Genomic DNA, 22,893 nt, shown 5'->3' with positions numbered 1-22,893 from the left:
CAGATGTACATTTAAGGTTTTCATGACAGGAAGTAGTAAAGTGATTCATATTCTAGACGGTGGTATGGGTCGTGAACTTGAAAAGATCGGCGCGCCTTTTAAACAGCCGGAATGGTCAGCACTAGCATTAATGCAGACCCCGGAACTAGTGCGTGAGGTTCATACCCACTTTCTAAACGCTGGTGCCACTGTCATTACTACAAATGCCTATGCCATCGTTCCATTTCATATTGGTGAAACCGCGTTTAAGGAACAAGCCTTTTCGCTGGCAGAGTCAGCAGCTAAGCTAGCAAGGGAAGCCGTCACTTTGCAGCAGAATAAAAGCGATAAGCTGTCGGTCGCGGGCTGTGTGCCACCTGCTTTTGGTTCGTACCGCCCAGACCTATTCGATGCAAAACGCGTGGCAGAGATTTTAACGCCGCTGATTAAAGCGCAAGCCCCTTTTGTGGATGTTTGGCTTATTGAAACGGCTTGCTCCATCGAAGAAGCGGAAGCTGTAGTTTCGCTAATAAAAACACTCTCTTCCCATCCCATCTGGCTGTCGTTTTCTTTGCAAAATAGAGCGTCTTCTAACGAACCTGTGACCCTTCGTTCAGGCGAGCCGCTCGAAAAAATCGCGCCTTTGCTGAAGCGTGTTGAAAGCGTACTTTTTAATTGTTCACAACCTGAAGAAATGGAAAGTGCACTGACAATCACACGAGAGTTGAATGAAAAAATTGCTACAGGTGCATACGCCAATAGCTTTTCAGAAAGAAAGCGTCAGCATGAAGCTAACGCTCTTTTGTCAGAACTGCGCAACGATATAACTCCACAGCGCTATGCGGATTACGCTCAATCATGGCTAGCAGCGGATGCCAGTATTATCGGTGGCTGTTGCGGCATAGGCCCTGAGCATATCAAAGCCATAAGTGATAGCGTAAAATCTTAAAACTGAAATTACGCTAGCGCAGATCAGCGGCGTCAGTGCGCAAAATCCTGTGTTTCGAAGTAAACTAGCCCAGACGTGCCGCAGTGGGAAAAAATCTCTTTAATTTGAGTCTCACTCGGCATACTTTCGACCGGCTTGTTTTCTAAGGTTGTCTGACAATCGTCGACGATAAACAATGCATCAAACGATGGGCGTTCGCCAATGAGATGAATGTATAAATACTTGTCGCCGAGCCTGATACGCGTCCACTTTTCATCTAGGTTATCTTTAACGCTATCATCGTCAGAACGTGATGGTTTGTACTGTTTTACTAAGCGACGTTTAAATAATCGCTTTTCAAATGTCAGTTCCGATTTACCCAACCATTTAGTGCCACCACGCTCAAAATGACCTTTATAAAACTGTGCTGAAATAGAAAATCTTTCACCATCAACAAGTTTATTTAAATCAAAATTTTCTGGTAACAGGGTCACCATGTTGCTGTGAGACGTTGAGCCTGCTTGTAGATAAGCAATTAGCGTAGCTTTATGCGGACTTCCTACTGTATAGATAAGTTGGTAATCGTGTGGCGAATAATAAAGGGGTAAGTGACTGGCATAGAGTTCAGCGCCATCTGTAAACAACACCATACCGTGAGAACCAACTCTTATGTGATTTTTATGATCAGCGTGTATTGAAGTACTAGCGTTAGGTGCTTTACTCATGCCATTTGCACTTAGTTCTTCTGTGGTTGTCGCTGTTGTCCCTGTGCACACCATATATAAACACAAGACAGTAAAATAAAGACGCTTCATAAATCTTTCACGCTCAATAACAATTTTATTATGACGATCCTGGCACACTAACCAGCTACAATTAAGCTACAATAAATACACGTTTAATTCCCAATCGGAAATAATAATAATAAGGCTGTGAACCTGTGGATATTGAAGACTTAAGAAAATTTATTGTTGTTGCGCAACATGAGAATTTGAACAAAGCATCTATGCACTTATCAGTTACCACAGGCGCATTGTCTAAAGTGGTTAAACGCATAGAGCAAAAGTTAGAAAGCCAACTGTTTGACCGAGTAGGTAAACATATTCGACTCAACCAACGGGGAAACAAATTCCTTCTTTATGCCACTCATCTTGTGCACGAAGTCGATCAGGCGCTCAGTGAGTTTAGGGGGAATACTGCTTTATACAACATTACGGTTTCTGGCCCATCGATCTTGCTTCAATATTACTTGCCAACTTTGCTTGCTAAACCTTTCTCTGTACAAGATCGCTTTCACGTTAATATCAACGCTTGCTGGGAAGGAAAAGCGCTGGAAAGCGTTTCTAGAGGGGGAAGTGACGTGGCTATTGCCACCTCTTTTGCAATGGAAGAACAAGAGCAAGACCCGCCATTGCATCGCATATCCTTAGGGTCGTCTACCTATGTGGTTGTAGCCGCAAAAAATCACCCTGCGGTAACTGAAGCAAAAAACGGTACATTAACAACTCAATGTTTGTACGCTTATGCTTTTGCTTGCCCTGATGTCTCACCTTTTTGTGGAATAAAGCGGGGTATAGGTTCTGATGGGTGGCGAGACGACAAGGCCCCCCGATCTATACACTATCGATGTAATGATTTTGGCACCCTGCTGTCTATTGTCAGGCAAGGGCTGGCTTTGGCCTACGTACCTGACTTCATAGCGAAAAGCCATGATCTTACTTGCGTGTACGTATCAGATTATGACTTTTGCCATGAAGAGCATTTTGAGTTGATTTACAAACCGAGTATGGCATCAGGATGGCTCAATAGGTTTGTCGATTCAGTTAAAAGCGTTATTTAGTAACCACATTTTTGGCGCCTTTAAGAAGCGCCACTTTATCAATTTTATTGGGCACTTCAACGCCACGCCTTGCTGCAGGTCTCGCTTCAATACTGTTCTTCCAACGTATTAGGTTGTCCAAGCCTTCAATGCTAACGCCAGACCATTCGTAGGTACGCACCCAACACCAGTTCGCCATGTCAGCAATACTGTAGTCGTCTACCAGATATTCGCGATTTTCTAACCTGCCATCCAGTACAGTGAATAAACGTCGCACTTCGTTTTGGTAACGCGCTATTGCTACGGGGATCTTTTCTTCTAGATAACGATGGAACACGTTGGCCTGTCCCATCATAGGTCCAATGCCCCCCATCTGAAACATCACCCATTGCATAACCTGGCTTTTGCGTTTTGCGTCACTGGGTAACAACATTCCCGTCTTTTCAGCCAGATAAACCATGATGGCGCCAGATTCAAAAACCACGTGACCGTCGGCCTCTCTATCAATAATAACCGGTATGCGTCCATTGGGGTTCATCGCCAAAAATTCTGGGGTTTTCTGCTCGCCCTTCATTAAATTTACGGCATGGGCGGTATATTCAAGCCCCATTTCTTCAAGCGCCACCGAGGCTTTCCAGCCGTTCGGCGTAGCGGCTGTGTATAAATCTATCATTAGGCTTTTGCACTCGCTCTGTTACTCACTGACTCATACCAACGCGCTAAATTAACGTGGTCGTCAGTCATTCGTATTTTTACCACTCGGGCAAAATCCATGGCGCATAACGCGGTTATGTCTGCGATAGAGAAAGTATCCCCTGCGATGTATTCTTTTACACCAAGTCGACGCTCTAAAATATTGAGATATTTAGACGCGTTGATACCCGCTTCTTTGCCATATTCAGGTACCGGTGTCATACGGTCTTTAAAGTAACCTGTGGTGTGTTGAAAGCACATGCCAATTTGCATCATGAAGGCCAATTCTACCTGGCGCTGCCACATGGAGATTGTGGCTTTTTCAACGGGCGTTGTTCCCATTAGCGGGGGCTCTGGTTGCAATGCTTCAAAGTAAGTACAGATGGCATCCGTTTCGGCAATACATGTACCGTCATCTAGCTCTAGAATGGGTATTTTTCCCAACGGGTTTTTAGCGCGCATTTCAGCACTTAGGTTTTCACCTTTTTGGATGTCGACCTGAACATATTCAACGTTAATACCTTTTTCGGCTAAAAACATGCGTACTCGACGTGGGTTGGGCGCGGTTTTCGTTTCGTAGATTTTCATAATGATTGCCACAAACCTTATGACAGAATGTTAAATATAGGGTTGGTTCTAGATTAGTAACTGCACAATCCGCTTTCAAATCACTCTGCCTATGTATAGAACTATTCAGTACTTTTATGGTTATACCTCTGCATTACCATTTGCAGGGGAAAAGGCTAACGCCTCGTCTATGATGACTTTATTGCGCTCCTGACAAATTACGACCCTGTAATAACGTTTAGACGCTTTATTTCATTGTCGGTGAAATGTGCAGACCGGTATTCCCGTAGCGCGCTTTCTAACTCGCTAACCGCAATTGACTGCTTCGATAAGTTGTCGCGATATTTTTCATAGTTAGCAATTTTGCTTTCCCAGCTAGCCTGTTTTTCCCAGGTTTTCGCGAAGCGCTCTGCCACTGTACTACCAAACTCGGCCGCCACAGCGTTGTAGCGATCGTTAATATCGCTATAACTGCGTTTTATCTCTTTGATGCGATGCATATTAAGCGTGGGCTGAAAGGCTTCCCGTTCGGCTTCATTCCCCGCTTTGATAGAAGCGACAATTAACGCTTTTCTTTCCTCTTTGGGTAGCGAGTTTTCTTGTGCGACACGCAAGCGCTCCAGTGCGGCCTCGTCCACCTGCGCTTCTTGGCTAAATAAATAATGATATTCGGTGTCGTTGAAGTAGGTGCGTCTTATCTCCTCGCGCTCATCAAGTTTGTAAGACACATCCTGTAAACTATGAGTAGCCAAGTCGACCTCCGTCTCAATGGAAGAAAGCGCCACTTTATAATCTACATAACGGGTAAATAAGTCAGACGCTACCGCTTGGGTAGTTGGTGTAAACACGGTGCTAACGTAAGTGGTATAGGCAAACTTAACGGTTTGCGGATCTTTTGTTGTACGCGTAAATATAAAGCGGTCAAAAGCGTCTTTGGTTGAATAGTTAAGCTCAAAGGGAGTAAGGCTTTTATTTGCGCTTGCTGCTTCGCTTTTTAGAGAGGGGCGCGCATCTGCCTCTTTATGCGTTATTCCCTTCTCGCCCAGCTTTTCACTGGTTTCTTTTTGCCTGCTAACTTCCACGCGTTCGGTGGAAGACTCTGCACCATTTTTTTGAGTGTCAGGTGCAAATTGGAAATAAACAATACCGCCCAATACTAACAGAGCAACTAGCCCTGTAAGTATTGGGTACGCATGGCGTACTTTACCTTCTGTCACTACAAACCCAATCTCTTAAGACGATTAGCCTGACGTACAAACACGTCTACCGGGTCGGTTTCAAACCAATGGGTTATACCAAAACTCTGGTTTACCTCGTCCATGTGGTTCATTTTATAATTGTCTTTCAGCACTTTGCCTAAGTGGGAACTACAGGTTGATACTAGACCGTCGTTTGGCTCTTTAAACGCAGTGCCAGTAATAGCTAGGAAAGGGTCGACAATGTCTAAAGCATTGGTATAAGTTCTTCCGCCGCTCCATGAGAAATAATACACGCCATTTTCAGCCAACATCTTACCGTCGTTGCGACAGTAGGCGGTAGGCATGCCTTCAGGGTATTTTTGATTGAACGCTACTGAGCCTGCAGTTGACAGAGAATCAAGTGCTGCGATTGAGTCGGTTGGCTTGTCACGTGGATCTGACCCAGACGCAATTTCAATAATGTTGGCAAATGCATTAACAACGACGCCAGCGGCGCCTTCTCCCACTGAGCCCTCAGCGAAAGCATCCCGTAATTCATCTGCGACTTTACTGCCCCAATTAACACCGGCGACAGAGCTTACCGAAGCAACTTTTTCTGGCGCCACGCTTGCGGCGTAACGTGCCGTTGGGCCGCCGTGGCTATGCCCAATAAGATTCACTTTGTCTGCGCCTGATAGGGCGAGTACTTCATCGATATACTCAAGTAGCTGCTCGCCGCGGACTTCTGTGGAATTTGCTGGTGAAACTTCAGCAATGTATACCACAGCGCCGTTGCGGCTGAGTTTATGCGGAACTTTATAAAAGTAATCTACAAAGAGTATGTCTTCAAAGCCGAACAGGCCGTGGACCAATACTATGGGGTTTTCAGTTTTTGCGTATGTTCCTGCGAAGGCTTGTCCTGCCCCTCCAATTAGTGAACTGACAGCGCTTGTTATGGCAAGCAAAGTAACAATGAGAGCATTCCTTGCTCTATTATTTTTGGATATTCTCATCGTGTGTGTGCCTCATAATTATAACATTGTGGTCTGTGGTCAGACCTTTGTTATAATTATGTAAACATACTGTAAAGATCAACCGTTATGTTGAAATTTCAATAAGGAGGATAAACATCAAATTGTGATATTTATCGTCAGCTAACTATCAATAACTATTAAATTCAGCAGGATAGTAATCACGCGAGAGTATACTAGCCCATACCATTTTCACTCGAAATAAAAACCATAAACACAATTAATAAACCGTCATCAATCTTTGGAATAGGCTTGAATAAAGTTTACCGCAAGGCTAGAAGTGGTTAGCCACTCTCCCTTGAAAGGGTTGAGTTTCATACCTATCTGATGCTTCAGTGTAAAGTCTTCACCGACCCATTTTTCTAATTCACTAGGTTTTACAAACTTTTGCCAATCATGGGTTCCCACAGGCAAATACCGCATTACGTATTCAGCCCCCACAATAGCAATTACAAAACTTTTAAGTGTTCGGTTTAGAGTGGCAAGAATAAGCAGCCCGCCCGGTTTGACCAAGCTAGCGCATTCATCAATTAACTGCTGCTGATCAGGCACATGCTCTACCACTTCAGCGTTTATAACAATGTCATATTGCTGTGCTTCTTTAACTAATTCACTGGACAACATGTGTTTATAAGTTACCGATACTCCACTTTTTTCAGCATGGCGTTTTGCCACTTCCACACTTACCGCACTTGCATCAATGCCAGTTACCTTTGCACCAAGCTTGGCCAAAGGCTCGCTAATAAGCCCGCCGCCGCTACCTATATCAACAATAGACAAAGACGAATAATCCGGTGGGAGGTTACCTTTGCCGAAATGATCCTCTATTTGCGCTTTAATGACATCCAAGCGCGCTCGATTAAACTCAAGAGCTGTTTTATATTTGCCGTTGGGGTCCCACCATGACTCTGCCAGCGAGTCAAAGCGCGAAATTTCTTCTTCAGAAAAGTTAACTTCCCCGGTTTTTTTACTTTTATCGAGCACAATTTTTTACCTTTAAACGTAAGTACACTAGTGCTTTTCTATTGACCCATAACGTTCAGGGTCATAAGGTGAATACATTATGGTGAGCATTTAAGACGTACACCTTTATATTCTAAACAGGCACCTAGATAAAAACACATTATAAGAATATACGTTGTGAAAGAGGGTTCTGATTTTGGCAAACGCAAAAAATGTATATGGTCGACCGCTCCAGCTATGCTGTGGAAATACGGGGTTTACCCGTGAAGGTTTTTGCTATGTACCCGATGCTGATGTGGGCAATCACAGTGTATGCGCTGTGGTTAGCGATGAATTTCTACAGTTTTCCTTACGACAGGGTAACGATTTGATAACTCCTTGGCCTAGCATGTCTTTTCCCGGTCTACTTGACGGCGACAGATGGTGCCTGTGCGCTGCTCGTTGGTTAGAAGCTTACGAAGCCGGTGTTGCGCCCAAGGTGCGACTGGAAGCTACCCATGAAAAAGCCCTAGATATTATTCCACTATCTTTGTTGGAAGAATATGCGGCTGACAAAAACTAGGGGATTGAACAAGATACCTTCCACTGACGAGCTTCAACGTGAGCCTTTCAAACCAAATATTGGTTGATGAAAAAATAATAGCCATAAAAAAGAGCATGTTTGCCTAAACATGCTCTTTTTATTTATTAATACAAAGCTTTCTTAGCTTACTGGGGCGTTCGAATAACCATAAGTCGGGTCTCAGACATATCCTCTATCGCGTAGCGAATACCCTCTCGACCTAGTCCTGAATCTTTAACGCCACCATAAGGCATGTTATCCACGCGCCAGCTAGGCACATCACCAATAACAACGCCGCCTACTTCTAGCTCATCCCAAGCTTTATGCGCTTTATAAATATCGCGGGTAAATACACCAGCTTGTAGTCCGTAACGACTGTTATTTACTTCTTTAAGCGCGTCGTCGTAGCTGTCGAAAGGCACTAGGATAGATAGCGGGCCAAACGCTTCTTCGGCGCTGGCATCGCAGTCTTTAGGTACGTTTTCCATAACCGTAGCTTCAAGCATTGCGCCTTCGCGAGTACCGCCACATAAGATAGTTGCGCCCTTTTCTTTGGCCTCTGTAATCCAACCATGCAAACGTTCAGCTTCGCCCTCAGAAATCATGGGGCCGATGAAAGTATCTTCGTTTGAAGGGTCACCAGACACCAATGCTTTTACCTTTTCTACATAGCGCGACTTAAATTCATCATATATTTTACTATGTACTAAAAGGCGCTGAACACTGATACAGCTTTGACCAGACTGATAGTAAGCCCCAACAATCACGCGGTCGATAGCGTCTTCAATATCAGCATCTTCATCAATTACGCAGGCTGCATTACCGCCTAGCTCCAGCACAACAGGCTTTTTACCCGCCTTTGCTTTAAGTGCCCAACCCACATCTGGAGAGCCGGTGAAGCTTAGCAGTTTTAGTCTTTCGTCTGTGGTAAACAAATCAGCGCCATCACGGCTACACGGCAGAATCGAAAACGCCCCTTTGGGCAATTCTGTTTCTGCCAATACTTCGCCAATAATAAGTGCGCCAATAGGTGTACGCGAGGCCGGTTTAAGCACAAATGTGCAACCTGCGGCAATGGCAGGTGCCACTTTATGGGCAGCCAAGTTTAGCGGAAAATTAAAGGGTGATATAAACGAACATGGGCCAATGGGGACTTTTTTGGTCATGCCTTGATAACCTTTTGCCCGTGCTGATATTTCTAAGTTTACCGTTTCGCCATTGATACGAACCGACTCCTCTGCGGCAATTTTAAAGGTATCTATTAATCGGGTAACTTCGCCTTTGGCATCTTTAATAGGTTTACCTGCTTCAATACACAAAGCTTGGGCCAGTTCGTCTGCACGCTCAGTAAATCGTTTAACACAGTGTTCTAGCACTGCCTGTCTTTCAAAAGGTGCCATTGCGGCCATGGCCGGCTGCGCCTTCTCTGCCGCAGCTATGGCTTTATCAATGGTATCAGCACCAGCCATAGCAACTTTAGTTGCAACTTCGCCGGTGTATTTGTTGGTTACCTCTAGGTCGGTGTTCGCGTATTCGGGTTCACTGGCTAAATAGTATGGGTAGCTTTCCTTCAACATTTTTTAACTCCTTACCTTTTCAATACTGTGTTTAAAGCTTGGCACTCAGCTCTTTAATCGTGTGGTTTAATGTTTCGTCATTCATGCTGTAATCAACAGGGCAATCGATAATGTGCACACCTTTTGTGTTTAAACACTTATCTACCATGTGAATAAGCACGTCTGTATCGTCCACACGCCAGCCTTGAGCACCATAGCTTTGCGCATACTTAACAAAATTTGGGTTACCATAGTCCAAACCAAATTCGTCAAACTCCATATTTGCTTGCTTCCACTTAATCATTCCGTACGCATCGTCGCGCAAGATGATCACCACCAGGTCAAGGTTGAGCCTTACAGCTGTCTCAATTTCTTGGCTATTCATCATAAAACCACCATCGCCACAAACGCTGAGCACTGGCGCCTCCGGTTTTACTAATTTAGCCGCAATGGCAGATGGTAAGCCCGCTCCCATTGAAGCAAGAGCGTTATCTAAAAGCAGGGTATTGGGATGAAAAGCAGGATAATTTCGCGCAAACCAAATTTTGTAAATACCGTTATCTAAGGTAACAATGCCGTTATCTGGCATGACCTTGCGAATATCTCTAACCAACCTTTCCGGTAAAATAGGAAAACGATTGTCATCTTCTGCTTCAGCGCGATGTTCTACATACGCCTGATGCACATCTTTATAGAAATCTAGCTTCCAATCGTCTTGGGGGGTGATGCCTTCTTTAATTTGCCAAATGCTGTTAGCGATGTCGCCAACGACTTCTAATTGAGGAAAGTAGACGGGGTCAACGGCTGCTGAGTCGAAGTTAACGTGGATAACTTTTTTGTCGTTGTGATGCATGAAAAACGGCGGCTTCTCTACCACATCATGACCCACATTAATGATAAGGTCAGCACGTTCTATCGCGCGGTGCACGAAGTCGCCATCAGATAATGCCGTATTCCCGGCAAAGCGGGGATCGCTTTCATTAAGCACCCCCTTACCCATTTGTGTAGTAACAAAGGGTATACAGGTTTTATCAACAAATTCCCTTAGCATTTTTGCAGTAAGTTTACGGTTCGCACCTGCGCCTATAAGCAAGAGCGGAGACTGCGCTTCTTCTATCATCGTAATTGCCGAAGCAATCGCTTTATATTCAGCTATCGGTCTTCGCGTACTGCTTGGCGTTAATATCTGCGCGCTAGTTTGCTCTGCTGCTATATCTTCGGGTAATTCGATATGTACTGCACCAGGTCGCTCTTCAGAAGCAAGACGGAAAGCCTCTCTAACCGTTGAAGGAATTCTGTCTCCACTGACAACCTGATTGGTGAATTTAGTGATAGGTCGCATCATGTCGACGATATCGATGACTTGGAAACGACCTTGTTTGCTGGTTTTTATCGGCTTTTGCCCTGTGATCATCAGCATAGGCATAGCACCTAACTGAGCATAGGCCGCAGGAGTCACTAAATTAGTGGCGCCTGGCCCTAAGGTCGATAGGCAAACGCCTACTTTCCCGGTAAGCCTGCCATAGGTGGCAGCCATAAAGCCTGCGCCCTGTTCATGGCGGGTCAGCACTAATTTTATGGAAGAATCTCGCAACGATTCAAGTAAGTCGAGGTTTTCTTCACCAGGAATACCAAAGACGTATTCAACGCCTTCAGCTTCTAACGCTTTCACAAATAAGTCGGACGCTTTCATTTACTGCACGCTCCTTGTAGAGAGGTATTTCGATGGATAGTGACTGTTTGCTACGACTTCAGCATAAAAAACGATTGGTAATTTTTTATGACGTTTTTAACTTACCTTTAATGCTCGCTACTGCCAATGAATATCTTTTGTAGCGCCATTAAACCAGTTGCAGAGTATTTTGGTGTGAGATCAGCGTAGGCTTCCTGCTAGGAGACGTGATTTGGAGTAATGGTCTTTGTACAAGACTTTACTGATTCTTAGAGGTTTTCTTTTTCCCACTGGGCAAGCTTTTCCTGTGTGACTGCATCAACATTGCCTTTGTTTTCACTTACCCACCAACGCTCCATAATACGCACATTTTTTTGGTTAGCTTTGTAAAACACATCCACAATGTCACCAACAAACGGGATAAAACCTAACCCGAAGTCGATAGCAGAATTCTTCACCATTTGAGCGACTAGGGCTTTTGGCATACCTAAACTTTTCCCTAGCCAAACAATGCGCAAAGAAACGAATAACATGATGGCGTCACCGGCACCGGGAATAAGGCCCACTATTGAATCTAGGCCAATTTTTATGGGGAAGAAAGGGAGCTTGACGGCAGTATCTAGTAAGTTCGCCAGCTTCTGCGCTTTAAGTAGTGCCTTTGGTGCTTTTACGTCCACGTGGTGCTCTCCCTTTCTTTCCTTGTGCGTGAGAAGCGCGACTTTCTCGCTTCTCACTATCAATTCATAAGTTGCTACAAATTAGCGTTCAGCGCCTAGCGCTCGGGCTAATCCTGCACGCAAACCATTGTCAGATTCTACCGTCCAGCCATGTAGATTTTCTTGCACTATGTCAAACAACACATCAATGTGTTCTTCATCACTGTTTAATGCTGCTATGTATTCATAACGCTCGCCGCCTGCTTCCATAAAGTATTCGCGATTCTCTTCACCAATTTCTTCAATGGTTTCTAAGCAGTCGGCTGAAAAACCGGGACACATAACCTGAATCGATTTAACCCCTTTTTCAGGTAATGATTTCAATGTTTCATCTGTATACGGTGTTAACCACTCTTCACGACCAAAACGAGACTGAAACGTTGTCATATACTCGTCGTGCGAGAGCCCGAGCTTTTCGGCAAGCAAACGCGATGTTTTATGGCATTCACAGTGGTAGGGGTCGCCGTTCATCAAGTAGCGCTTCGGAATGCCGTGATAAGACAAGATGAGTTTATCTGCGCGGCCATGTACTTCCCAGTGCGCTTTTACTTTGTTGGCAAGTGCAGTAATAAAATTGTCGCGGTCGTGGTAGTGGTTAACGAAACGAAGCTCTGGAAGCCAGCGGCGCGACGTAAAGTCTTTTGCAATAGCATCAAAAGTAGAACCCGTTGTCGATGCACTGTACTGTGGATAGAGCGGAAGCACTACAAGCTTGCGTACGCCTTTTGCCAGCATAGCATCGATAGTGTCGCCTATAGCAGGTTTACCGTAGCGCATAGCAAAGTCGACAATAACATCATCGCCGTATTGTGCTTTACAACGTTCTGCAATCGCGGATGCTTGTGCTTTCGTAATAGCCATTAGCGGTGAACCTTCTTCGGTCCATACAGTAGAGTAAGCCTCTGCCGAACGCTTGGGCCGAAAGTTTAAGATGATGCCATTTAATACAAACCACCAAATTGCTTTAGGTACTTCGACCACGCGAGGGTCTGATAGAAATTCTTTCAAATATGGGCGTAGAGCCTGTTTAGTTGGCGCTTCTGGCGTCCCCAGGTTCGTTACAAGTACACCAATTTTATCTGATTGCCCGTGGGTAAAGCCTTTGTTTGATTTGTATTTCATGTATTCATAGTCCGAGAAGTACTGCGCTATATCCGTATTATACTGAATTACCTTAGATTATGATCTGCTATAACGCCAAAAAACTACGATTGCACCAATAGATTTTAGGCATTAAAAAAGCGGCATATGTTTAAAAATAATATTTAAAAACACATACCGCTGTTTAATTGCCACCCAATAAATATTGTGGCGATAAAGCTAACTATTTATTTAGGGCTGATAGTAAGTGGCTGCACCTGGACCTACCGGCATGCCAAGTAAAAATACCCAGATGTAAAATAAGATAGTCCAACCTACTATGAAAACCATAGAGTAAGGCAACATCATGGCGATAAGCGTGCCCATACCTAAGTCTTTTTTGTATCTAGCGGCCATGGCTAGGATAAGCCCAAAGTAGCTCATCATAGGTGCTATAACGTTAGTCACTGAATCACCGATACGGTAAGCCGCCTGAATAACTTCTGGCGCGTACCCAATTAGCATAAGCATAGGTACGAAAATAGGCGCCGTTACCGCCCACTGCGCAGATGCACTACCTAACGATAAGTTAACCACACCACACATCAATATGAATAGGATAAACACGGCGGGGCCATCTAATCCGGCAGCTTGCAAAAGAGCGGCGCCTTTAACAGCCAGCACAGTACCTAAATTTGTCCATTTAAAGAAAGCAACAAATTGTGCAGCGAAAAATACTAACGTTATGTAAAGCCCCATGGCTCCCATACTCTTCGCCATAGCATCAATGACATCTTTGTCGTTTTGCATCGACTTGGTCACTTTACCGTAAACAAAGCCTGGAATAGCAAAGGTAATGAAGATGAACGCAACAATGCCTTTAAGAAACGGAGAGCCCGCCACTTCACCCGTTTCAGGGTGACGCAAAATACCGTTTTCAGGTACTACCGTTAACGCCAGTATTGCGCAAACCACAACAAAAGATATTCCCGCCCAACGCAGACCTTTCTTTTCTAAGTCTGTAGGCGCATCCATAGATTGCTTGCCTAAATCTATTGAAGCCTCAGATGGGTCAAACTTACCTAACCTCGGCTCTACCACTTTTTCAGTAACTAGCGCCCCCATAGTGGCTACCACAAAAGTACTGATAAACATAAAATACCAGTTTACTTCTGGCCCAACCATGTAGTCAGGGTCAATCATATGCGCTGCCGCTTCTGTTATACCGGACAACAGTGGGTCAACCGTACCTAACAATAGGTTTGCACTGTAACCAGCAGAAACACCAGCAAAGGCCGCAGCAAGACCCGCTAGCGGGTGGCGTCCTAGGGAGTGGAAAATCATCGCTGCTAGTGGAATGAGTACCACGTAACCGAGCTCAGAGGCTGTGTTTGAAATAATGCCAGCGAAAACAATAGCAAAGGTTACAGCGCGTTTTGACGCGTTCATAACCAATGCGCGCATTGCTGCTGACAAAAGGCCCGAATGTTCAGCTACCGATACACCAAGAAGGGCAACAAGCACAGTGCCAAGTGGCGCAAACCCAGTGAAGTTAGTGACAAGCCCAGTCACTATTCGCTGCAAACCTTCGGCACTCATCAAAGATATTACTTCAATCATGCCGTCTTCTTCCCGGCCCTTCGCACCCACAGGGCGTGGGTCAGCAACAGCTAAATCGAAGTATCCTAATATGCCACTTAGTACCACTATGAAAAGTGAAAGCAGCGCAAATAATGTTACTGGGTGTGGAAGTAGATTTCCTAGCCATTCCACCGTAGTGAGAAATCGCGAGAATAACCCACCCTGTCCGCCGTTATTATCGGCAGACGCTGTATTCTTGTTTTCCGTTGTCAAAATCTTCCCTCTGTCGTTTATTTACGCCTACTACATCAAAGTTAACGCTGGGACGGCGCTAACTTCGTACTTAATGAGTGACGTGTTTTAATAATATTCAGGCGGTATTTTACCCGATTTAGTGAAAATTTGGCAGTGGATAGGGAAAATGAGAGGTAAACTCACTGTACACTTTGCTAAATTAGCGTCGCATATTCACAAATAACTGTTTTTTATCAGCAAGTTACTTTTAAAGCAGGTATAAAAAAGCCAGTCTAAGTGACTGGCCTTTATATTCATAAAAACGTTTGGTTTTTAGTTGCCGTTAGACTGATTCATATACTTAAAGAAGTCACTGTCAGGTGCAATTACCATAACGTCTTGTTTGCTGTTAAAGCTTTCTTTATATGCATCCATACTACGCAAGAAGCTGTAGAAGTCTGCATTTTTAGAGTAAGCGTCAGCGTAGATTTGCGCTGCAATCGCATCACCTTCACCACGCAATTGACGAGCATTACGCTCAGCATCTGCCAGCATTACTGTTACTTTTGCGTCGATGTTAGCTTTAATTACTTCAGCCTGTTCTTGACCTTCTGAGCGGTGCTCACGAGCAACAGCCGCACGCTCTGCGCGCATACGTTGGAAGATAGAGTTACTCACTTCAGTAGGTAGATTGATTTGCTTGACGCGTACGTCAACAATTTCAATACCTAGCTCGTCTGATGACGTAGACGCCTGTTCCATTGCTTGGTTCATTAATGCTGAACGCTCGCCAGACACGATTTGCGCAATAGTGCGGGTACCAAATTCTGAACGCAGTCCGTTGTTTACTTTCTGTTTAAGAAGCGCTTCAGCCTGTAGCTTGTTACCACCCGTTGAAAGGTAATAACGTGCAAAGTCTTCAATGCGCCATTTAACGTATGAATCAACAATAAGGTCTTTTTTCTCGCTCGTTACAAAACGATCTGGTGAACCATCTAACGTTTGAATACGTGCATCAAGTACGCGGACCGAGTCAATAAACGGTAATTTAAAGTGAAGGCCTGGCTCGAACACCTTGGTTTCACCTGTGGCATCGTCTCTTTGAACTTTACCAAATTGAATAACAATCGCACGTTCACCTTCTTTAACTGCAAACAGAGAACCTGATGCAAGCAAAACAAGAAGAACGAATGCTGCAATTAATATATTCTTCATTATGCTTATCTCCCTTCTCTGTAGCTGTCACCACGCAAACCTGAACTTGGCGAACTGTTGCGGCTGCGGCCATTAGCATCGGTTACTGGTGCTTGTAAGCCTTCCAGCGTGTTGCGCGTATTTTTGTTGTTCGTAGATTGCTGGCGTTCCATGATTTTATCTAGCGGGAGATACATCATGTTATTACCGCCTTTGCTATCAACCATGATTTTGCTGGTATTGCTAAGTACCTCTTCCATAGTTTCAAGGTAGATACGCTCGCGAGTAACCTTAGGTGCACGTACGTACTGAGGAAGCAGCTCTTCAAAACGTGCCACTTCACCTTGCGCCTCTAGCGTTACACGCTCTTTATAGGCTTGTGCTTCTTCGTTCATGCGGTTCACTTGACCGCGTGCACGAGGCTCAATTTCTCGAGCATAAGCTTCTGCTTCACGAATGAAACGCTGTTCGTCTTCCTGTGCAGCGATGGCATCATCGAATGCATCTTTAACTTGCTCAGGTGGACGAGCATCACGGAAGTTCATATCAATGATAGAAACACCCATGTTGTATGGTTCGATGATAGCTTGTAGTTCTTCCCATACGCGCTGACGGGTTACTTCACGTCCGTCAGTCAAAACGTCATCCATTGTTGAATGACCAACCACATAACGAATTGCGCTATCAAGAGATTGACTTAAGCTTTGCTCAGGGCTTTCAACAGCAAACGTCCAACGGTATGGATCGACAACGCGAAATTGCATCTCCATTTGAACGCTCACTACGTTTTCATCTTCAGTAAGCATGGAGCCTGATGACGACTGATCGCGTATTGATTGAACATCAACAGGAATAACAGAGTCGATGAACGTAGGCGCCCAGCGAAGACCAGGCTCAACCTGCTGGTGATACTCACCAAAGCGAAGGACTACGCCGCGCTCAGCTTCACGAATGGTATAAAAACCACTAATGAACCAGATCACGACAAGTAAACCTACTAGAATACCAGCACCAATGCCGCCTAGGCTTTTGCCCGAGCCACCACCGTTACCACCTGACTTTCCAAACTTACCAAATAAGTTCTTAAAAACATCGTCCAAATCTGGGGGACCTTGCTCTTTCCCACCGCGATTCTTCCACGGGTCGTTATTATTGCCACCCGGCTCATTCCAAGCCATGCTGATACTCCATAGATTACTGTTATATTTTTGAATTTTGCATGCTCAATACAGTGTTTAACACTGCTTAATGTCGCACAACATACTCTGATATTCCGTTTTCCAGACGTTTTTCAAGCCTGTTCCAGTCGGCAGTGGGCATTCTTACATCAACTACCCAGTCTCCCTGACTGTCGTATTCTTCACTTGCAATACAGTTTAGCTCGTACAACACGCCACGCAATTGACTTTGTGCAGGTGGAATCTTCAATGTATAGTTCACCATGCTTTTAGCTAAACACTCAGTCAAAGCTTGGCTTAACAATTCCGTCCCTTCACCCGTTTGTGCAGACAACCACACTCTAACGGGCACGCCTTCGTCATTTCTTTCTATACGCGGCTGAACGTCGTCTAGTTTATCAATCTTATTACAGATTAGTAATTGTTGAATGTCACCTGCTTCAATTTCTTCAAGTACGTCGTTCACCTCGTCCATGGTTTCACGATATTTTGTATCGGCAATATCGACAACATGAAGCAGTAAATCAGCCTCTTGCGTTTCTTGAAGCGTTGCTTTAAACGCAGCAACTAGGTCGTGGGGAAGATGACGAATAAAACCAACCGTATCGGCCAAAATTGCGGGGCCAACATCTTTTAACTCGATTTTACGTAACGTAGGATCTAGCGTTGCGAACAGCTGGTCAGCAGCGTAAACGTGTGAGTCGGTAATGGTGTTAAATAGCGTCGATTTTCCCGCATTCGTATAGCCAACTAAGGATACCGTTGGAATTTCAGCGCGTTTACGCGAGCGACGACCCTGCTCACGCTGCTTTTGCACTTTTTCCAAGCGACGAAGAATGGCTTTTATACGACCACGAAGCAATCGACGGTCAGTTTCTAGCTGTGTCTCACCCGGACCGCGAAGACCAATACCACCTTTTTGACGCTCAAGGTGAGTCCATCCTCTGATGAGACGGGTTGAGATATGTCTCAACTGGGCTAGTTCAACCTGAAGCTTACCCTCGTGAGTTCGCGCGCGCTGCGCGAAAATATCGAGAATAAGCCCGGTTCTATCTAACACCCGGCATTTACACACCGCTTCTAAATTACGCTCCTGAGAAGGAGAAAGCGCGTGGTTAAAAATAACAACGTTAGCATCGTGTGCTTTTACCGCTGCTGCTATTTCCTCTGCCTTACCTGATCCGACAAAAAACTTAGCGTGAGGCGCACTGCGGGACGTCGTGATGACTTCGACCGCATTTACCCCTGCTGAAGACACAAGTAATTCAAGCTCACTTAAGTCTTCTTTACTGTTCTCGTCGGAAAAATTAACATGAACAAGTACAGCCTGTTCACCGGCTTCATAACGGTCAAACAAGCGCGTTACCTTTTAAATTATTCACCTTTAGTATTTTCAGAATCTCCTGCGCTAGGCATAGTGATAGCGCGTGCTGGAACAACAGTAGAAATCGCGTGCTTATACACCATTTGGCTTACTGTGTTCTTCAGTAAAATAACGAACTGGTCGAATGATTCAACCTGCCCCTGAAGTTTAATACCGTTTACCAGATAAATTGATACTGGAATACGTTCCTTACGCAAAGCGTTCAAGAATGGGTCTTGTAAAGATTGCCCTTTAGCCATTTGATATCCTTAGTTTTTATTATTCATGATAGAAATTTCACTATCACTGCACGTCTAATGTATACCACACTCAAACATTTAAAGTGTGACTTTCGCTGTAATTTTAATCAAATTATCGTTAGCAAATGTGTCAAGCCATGTAACCTGCTCCCAGCCCCGTAACCACGTAAGCTGGCGCTTGGCAAGCTGCCTTGTAGCGATAATACCTCTTTCACGCATTTCTGCGTAACTCAATTGGCCGTCTAGGTACTGCCACATTTGTCGATACCCTACTGAACGTATAGAAGGTAGATCTTCATGTAGATCACTGCGTTCATAGAGTTTCGATACTTCTTTTTCGAACCCTTGCTCTAGCATCATATCGAACCGAGTCGCGATTCGTTCGTGCAACACTGCCCTGTCTACGGGCGCTATGGCAAATTGTGCAATGTTATAAGGGCACTTTTCACCCTCTTGTTGTTGCCAATATGTCAACGTCTTGCCGGTACTTCTATACACTTCCAGTGCACGAGTAATACGCTGTGGGTCATTGGGGTGGATTCTCTCACCACTGATTGGGTCTATACCACGTAATTCATCGTGTAATTTAGACCAACCCAAGCGTTGTGCCTGCTGTGTTATATCATCTCTTATCTTTTCATCTGACTTAGGTAGTGGCGAAATTCCATTTATCAAGGCATTAAAGTACATCATTGTACCTCCAGCCAAAATTGGCACCTTGCCTCGAGCTAAAATATCGCCGATAAGCCCATTCGTATCGTTTACAAATTGCGACACCGAATAGCTATCTGCCGGGTCGATAATATCAATTAAGTGGTGCACTACCCCCGCTTGCTCTTCCTGCGTCGGCTTCGCAGTGCCAATATCCATGCCTTTGTATACAAGGGCTGAATCTACACTAATTACTTCACTATCAACCTGAGCTGCTATATCTAACGCCAACCCCGTCTTGCCTGACGCTGTGGGGCCCATAATTGCTATTACAGGTAATGCAGAATTTATGCCATTGGACACGTTATTCTCCCCACACATCTAGCACTAAATTTAAGGGGCGCACTTTAGCAAATTGCTCAATAATTTCCCATTGTTTCGCTTCGCTTTGCTGATCCAACCAGTACCAGAGCATATTTGATACATCGTCGTCGAACACTTGCTCTTTTAAAACGAGCGATGTCATCGCACCTTCAAGAGAATCTAATTCACCGCTTCCCTTAATGGATAAAAAGGATTCAAACCATTTTAGCCAAGGTAAATGCCTTGTTCCGGCAGGGACCTGCTGCAAGCGGTACTTTCCGGCTACTTTGTTAATTTCAAAATGCGATGCGTTTAATAATTCGACAAGCTTTTCATCCACATTTTCAAGTGAAACGGCGACCGGCATCAATAGCGGCTGCCCATGCTTCGCTTTTAAAAATAGTTCGCTTAACCAGATACTTGCAACTTTAGTTGCAAAAAGAAGGTAAATTTTTTCTGATTTTGGGTAAATTCTACACAAGGGAGAAAGATTAACGTGAGCATTAGTCCGCTGTTCGCCGTTATCAATGATGTCACTATTTGGCGTCATCAAAGCGTTATAACTAGATTGATAAGCAGCGCCTGGCCCTCGACTTTGCCCTCTGCCTTGCAAAAGCTTTGAGCCGCCGCCCCCATTAAAGCTTCCCGCTGACGACGGTTTCACACTACCGGGATATTGACCGTGACTCTGCGTCGCATTGTGCGAATACGCCCCTTCGGGATAATGAGAGGTTTCATTAAAAGCCCGTGCGTTATCAGGCGCTTGTTCTTGTAGGGGCCTAATGTAGTCGTGTTCTACCTGTGTAGCCATGAAATCAGAGCCCGAAGCGCGATTTGTGTCCATTCCTGTCAAGGGCTGCTCGTCGGTCATCGCGTGTAGTGCATCACTCACCGTTTTACAGATAAAGTCATGCACTAGCCTGCCTTGCTGAAACCTAACTTCGTGCTTAGCAGGGTGAACATTAACATCAACATCTTTAGGATTAACATCTAAATACACCACAAAGCTCGGTTGCTCGATAACGCCCCAAACACTTTCATACGCTTGCCGGATAGCATGCATAATGAGCTTGTCGCGCATGCCCCTACCGTTCACAAAACTAAACTGGCAATCATTGCTGCTGCGCAACATAGCTTCGTTGCCGAGCCATGCGTCTATGTGAAGACCTTCATATTCCGTATTTATGTGCACAGCATTTTGAACAAACTTCTGCCCAACTACGGCGCCAATCCGTGTTTGTAAGCTGCCTTCTTTGTCAGCAATAAAGCGTTTTATCACTTTGTCGTTGTGCTTTAAAATAAAAGAAACCTTTGGGTAACTTAACGCAATACGCTTAATAACGTCTTCGATATGCTGAAATTCGGTTTTTTCAGTACGTAAGAACTTGCGCCTTGCAGGCGTATTATAAAAAAGGTCTGCCACATCAATTGTGGTTCCCACAGGGTGAGCCGCTGGCTGAATATTTACCGCCATTTCCCTGCCCTCACAATACGCCTGCCATGCCTCGGCTTGAGACTCTGTACGAGACGTCAGAGTCAACCTACTTACCGAACTAATACTAGCAAGTGCTTCACCGCGAAAACCAAGGGACAAGATTTGTTCTAAGTCATCAAGGGTAGTAATTTTGCTTGTCGCATGGCGACTCAACGCTAACTGCAGTTCATTTTTTACAATGCCTGATCCATTGTCTTTTATTCGAATGCGTTTGTGGCCGCCTTTTTCAATATCGACCTCTATTTTGGTAGCGCCGGCATCGAGGCTGTTTTCTAACAGCTCTTTCACGACAGATGCAGGTCGTTCAACCACTTCACCAGCGGCAATTTGGTTAGCGAGTTGGGGAGATAAAAGCTGTATAGGCAAAGGGCTACCCTATGATATTCAATGTATAGTATTCACTATATGAATTGGTGATGATTTTATATGTAAGCGCGTAGTCGCAATGGCAAACGCCGATAAAACAAACCCTCGGTTTATGTTCTCGGAATATTTAATACCTGCCCTACGCGAACAACATCGCTTGAAAGATCGTTAGCGGCTTTAATACTGCTTACTTTCACATTATAACGCTGTGCTAATAACGAAAGCGATTCACCACTTCTGACTTTGTGCGTTCGATTATTCACTCTTTCCTGAGCCCACAGTGTACCATCAGGGGGTACTTGCTTGAAGTAGCGCTTGGCTGCATTGAACATTGCGTTCGCTAAACGCTCGCGATGTTTAGACCAGTTCAGGTTTTTCTCTTCTTGCGGATTCGATATAAAACCAACTTCAACCAAAATTGAAGGGATATCGGGCGCGGTTAACACAGCAAAGCTGGCAGCTTGTGGCTTTCTTTTGTGAAGACTGGTCACTTGCTTTAACTCTTCTACCACTTTATTGCCTAAATCATGGCTAGTCGCCATACTGTGATCCATAGATAGGCCAAGAATGGTCTCAGTAAGGTATCGTTCGCTAGATTTATCATTGATAACTTCAGCAGCTCCGCCTAACAACTCAGAGTGACGCTCTGATTTTTCTAACCAACGACCTAATTCAGTGTCGGCTCTACGTGTTGATAGTACCCATACCGAGCCACCTCGCGGCTGTGGTTGACTAAACGCATCGGCGTGAATTGAGATAAGTAAGTCGGCTTTTTTCTCTCTGGCAATCTCTGGGCGACGATTAGGAGAAATATAATAGTCACCGCTGCGCGTCATTATGGCACGCATACCGGGTTCCCGGTTGATTTTGCTTTCAAGCTTTTTGGCTATACTCAGCGTGATGTGCTTTTCATACGTTCCTGCGGGACCAACTGAGCCTGGGTCGTGTCCACCGTGTCCGGCATCAATGGCAACGATAATATCTCTATCACGTGCGCTACTTGTATCGTCAATCACCACAGAACCTGCTGATGTCGACGCCGATTGCGTCGACGATGATCTAGGGGCACTGTCGGGCAGGTCAAGCACAAGCCTGTGACCAAGAGACCCATTAGGCGTTACAGCAAACAATGAGGGCTTTGTATTTCTGTTGAGTTCAACAACTACCCTAGCCGACGACTTATTTTTAGGGGTTGAATAGCGCAACTTTTTAATTAAATCACCGCTATTTTCTACGCCTGACAACTTTGCCGAATCACTGGTGTTTTTAAGATCGATAACCAGTCGAAGGGGATTTTTGAGGGTAAAGTAAGTGAACTCTGGCGCAGCCTTCATATCGAAAACGACACGTGTATTGTCCGGCGACGGCCATATTCTTACTCCGTCGATGTTATTTTGTGCGCCGTATGCAAACTGCACTACGAAACACAAGAATAATACCGAAACTATACTGCGCACCATAATT

The 22,893-nt window shown here is 44.8% G+C and carries 21 protein-coding genes; 3 read left to right on the top strand and 18 right to left on the bottom strand.

Translation table 11 applies throughout. The annotated features are described in order from the left end of the window. The first annotated feature begins 22 nt into the window (after nucleotides 1–22). Complete coding sequence (locus ACYTPF_RS11815; RefSeq protein WP_461852321.1) at nucleotides 23–928, top strand: homocysteine S-methyltransferase family protein; 906 nt, start codon at nucleotides 23–25, stop codon at nucleotides 926–928. A 32-nt stretch (nucleotides 929–960) separates the two neighbouring features. On the opposite strand, the gene ACYTPF_RS11810 is transcribed toward ACYTPF_RS11815, so the two are convergent. Beyond that, nucleotides 961–1,632, bottom strand: coding sequence for a hypothetical protein (locus tag ACYTPF_RS11810; RefSeq protein WP_461852320.1), 672 nt, complete (start codon nucleotides 1,630–1,632; stop codon nucleotides 961–963). A gap of 215 nt (nucleotides 1,633–1,847) precedes the next feature. On the opposite strand from ACYTPF_RS11810, the gene ACYTPF_RS11805 reads away from it, so the two are divergent. Further along, on the top strand, nucleotides 1,848–2,747 hold the full coding sequence (locus tag ACYTPF_RS11805) for a LysR family transcriptional regulator (RefSeq protein ID WP_461852319.1): 900 nt from the start codon (nucleotides 1,848–1,850) through the stop codon (nucleotides 2,745–2,747). Here ACYTPF_RS11805 and ACYTPF_RS11800 read toward each other — a convergent pair. The 5 genes from ACYTPF_RS11800 to ubiG all read right to left on the bottom strand — a co-directional run bounded on the left by ACYTPF_RS11800 (nucleotide 2,740) and on the right by ubiG (nucleotide 7,179). Then, nucleotides 2,740–3,399, bottom strand: coding sequence for a glutathione S-transferase family protein (locus ACYTPF_RS11800; protein WP_461852318.1), 660 nt, complete (start codon nucleotides 3,397–3,399; stop codon nucleotides 2,740–2,742). The two genes, ACYTPF_RS11805 and ACYTPF_RS11800, sit on opposite strands and share 8 nt — an antisense overlap. Beyond that, on the bottom strand, nucleotides 3,399–4,007 hold the full coding sequence (locus ACYTPF_RS11795) for a glutathione S-transferase family protein (RefSeq protein WP_461852317.1): 609 nt from the start codon (nucleotides 4,005–4,007) through the stop codon (nucleotides 3,399–3,401). Before ACYTPF_RS11795 ends, ACYTPF_RS11800 begins: the two co-directional genes overlap by 1 nt. Before the next feature lie 197 nt (nucleotides 4,008–4,204). Then, nucleotides 4,205–5,203, bottom strand: coding sequence for a lipase secretion chaperone (locus tag ACYTPF_RS11790; RefSeq protein WP_461852315.1), 999 nt, complete (start codon nucleotides 5,201–5,203; stop codon nucleotides 4,205–4,207). After that, entirely contained in the window at nucleotides 5,203–6,177 is a 975-nt protein-coding gene (locus tag ACYTPF_RS11785) for an esterase/lipase family protein (RefSeq protein ID WP_232091248.1), read from the bottom strand. The genes ACYTPF_RS11790 and ACYTPF_RS11785 overlap by 1 nt, the downstream gene beginning before the upstream one ends. A 252-nt stretch (nucleotides 6,178–6,429) precedes the next feature. Next, nucleotides 6,430–7,179, bottom strand: a complete 750-nt coding sequence (gene ubiG, locus ACYTPF_RS11780; RefSeq protein WP_461852314.1) for a bifunctional 2-polyprenyl-6-hydroxyphenol methylase/3-demethylubiquinol 3-O-methyltransferase UbiG — start codon at nucleotides 7,177–7,179, stop codon at nucleotides 6,430–6,432. A 175-nt stretch (nucleotides 7,180–7,354) separates the two neighbouring features. On the opposite strand from ubiG, the gene ACYTPF_RS11775 reads away from it, so the two are divergent. Then, nucleotides 7,355–7,720, top strand: a complete 366-nt coding sequence (locus ACYTPF_RS11775) for a DUF2237 family protein (protein ID WP_269918491.1) — start codon at nucleotides 7,355–7,357, stop codon at nucleotides 7,718–7,720. Between the two features lie 146 nt (nucleotides 7,721–7,866). On the opposite strand, the gene ACYTPF_RS11770 is transcribed toward ACYTPF_RS11775, so the two are convergent. From ACYTPF_RS11770 to ACYTPF_RS11715, 12 genes are all read right to left on the bottom strand, one after another. Next, the gene (locus ACYTPF_RS11770; RefSeq protein ID WP_461852313.1) at nucleotides 7,867–9,297 is read right to left on the bottom strand and encodes an aldehyde dehydrogenase family protein; all 1,431 of its coding nucleotides are present in this window, start codon (nucleotides 9,295–9,297) and stop codon (nucleotides 7,867–7,869) included. A gap of 31 nt (nucleotides 9,298–9,328) precedes the next feature. Further along, nucleotides 9,329–10,969 carry an acetolactate synthase large subunit gene (locus ACYTPF_RS11765; RefSeq protein ID WP_461852312.1) on the bottom strand — a complete coding sequence of 547 codons (1,641 nt, stop codon included), beginning with the start codon at nucleotides 10,967–10,969 and terminating at the stop codon, nucleotides 9,329–9,331. A gap of 248 nt (nucleotides 10,970–11,217) precedes the next feature. Then, nucleotides 11,218–11,625 carry a DUF4112 domain-containing protein gene (locus tag ACYTPF_RS11760; protein ID WP_179984839.1) on the bottom strand — a complete coding sequence of 136 codons (408 nt, stop codon included), beginning with the start codon at nucleotides 11,623–11,625 and terminating at the stop codon, nucleotides 11,218–11,220. An 81-nt stretch (nucleotides 11,626–11,706) separates the two neighbouring features. Then, a complete protein-coding gene (gene hemH / locus ACYTPF_RS11755) occupies nucleotides 11,707–12,786 on the bottom strand; it encodes a ferrochelatase (RefSeq protein WP_179984840.1) in 1,080 nt (359 codons plus the stop codon). A gap of 210 nt (nucleotides 12,787–12,996) precedes the next feature. Further along, nucleotides 12,997–14,598 carry an AbgT family transporter gene (locus ACYTPF_RS11750; protein WP_269475074.1) on the bottom strand — a complete coding sequence of 534 codons (1,602 nt, stop codon included), beginning with the start codon at nucleotides 14,596–14,598 and terminating at the stop codon, nucleotides 12,997–12,999. A 294-nt stretch (nucleotides 14,599–14,892) separates the two neighbouring features. Next, the gene (gene hflC, locus ACYTPF_RS11745; RefSeq protein WP_461852311.1) at nucleotides 14,893–15,774 is read right to left on the bottom strand and encodes a protease modulator HflC; all 882 of its coding nucleotides are present in this window, start codon (nucleotides 15,772–15,774) and stop codon (nucleotides 14,893–14,895) included. A 5-nt stretch (nucleotides 15,775–15,779) separates the two neighbouring features. Beyond that, complete coding sequence (hflK, locus tag ACYTPF_RS11740) at nucleotides 15,780–16,931, bottom strand: FtsH protease activity modulator HflK (RefSeq protein ID WP_179984842.1); 1,152 nt, start codon at nucleotides 16,929–16,931, stop codon at nucleotides 15,780–15,782. Between the two features lie 67 nt (nucleotides 16,932–16,998). Further along, on the bottom strand, nucleotides 16,999–18,288 hold the full coding sequence (gene hflX, locus ACYTPF_RS11735; protein ID WP_179984843.1) for a ribosome rescue GTPase HflX: 1,290 nt from the start codon (nucleotides 18,286–18,288) through the stop codon (nucleotides 16,999–17,001). A 17-nt stretch (nucleotides 18,289–18,305) separates the two neighbouring features. Continuing rightward, nucleotides 18,306–18,554, bottom strand: a complete 249-nt coding sequence (gene hfq, locus ACYTPF_RS11730; RefSeq protein WP_014951092.1) for an RNA chaperone Hfq — start codon at nucleotides 18,552–18,554, stop codon at nucleotides 18,306–18,308. Nucleotides 18,555–18,632: 78 nt separating this feature from the next. Next, nucleotides 18,633–19,586 (bottom strand): tRNA (adenosine(37)-N6)-dimethylallyltransferase MiaA, encoded by a 954-nt coding sequence (gene miaA, locus ACYTPF_RS11725; RefSeq protein WP_461852310.1) that lies wholly within the window; start codon nucleotides 19,584–19,586, stop codon nucleotides 18,633–18,635. Beyond that, nucleotides 19,570–21,429, bottom strand: coding sequence for a DNA mismatch repair endonuclease MutL (mutL, locus tag ACYTPF_RS11720; protein ID WP_461852309.1), 1,860 nt, complete (start codon nucleotides 21,427–21,429; stop codon nucleotides 19,570–19,572). The genes miaA and mutL overlap by 17 nt, the downstream gene beginning before the upstream one ends. A gap of 110 nt (nucleotides 21,430–21,539) precedes the next feature. After that, entirely contained in the window at nucleotides 21,540–22,889 is a 1,350-nt protein-coding gene (locus tag ACYTPF_RS11715) for an N-acetylmuramoyl-L-alanine amidase (RefSeq protein WP_179984846.1), read from the bottom strand. Between the last annotated feature and the right edge of the window lie 4 nt (nucleotides 22,890–22,893).

The sequence above is a fragment of the Alteromonas sp. HB246098 genome, assembly GCF_054890645.1.
This window is presented reverse-complemented; position numbering and strand designations above follow the sequence as displayed.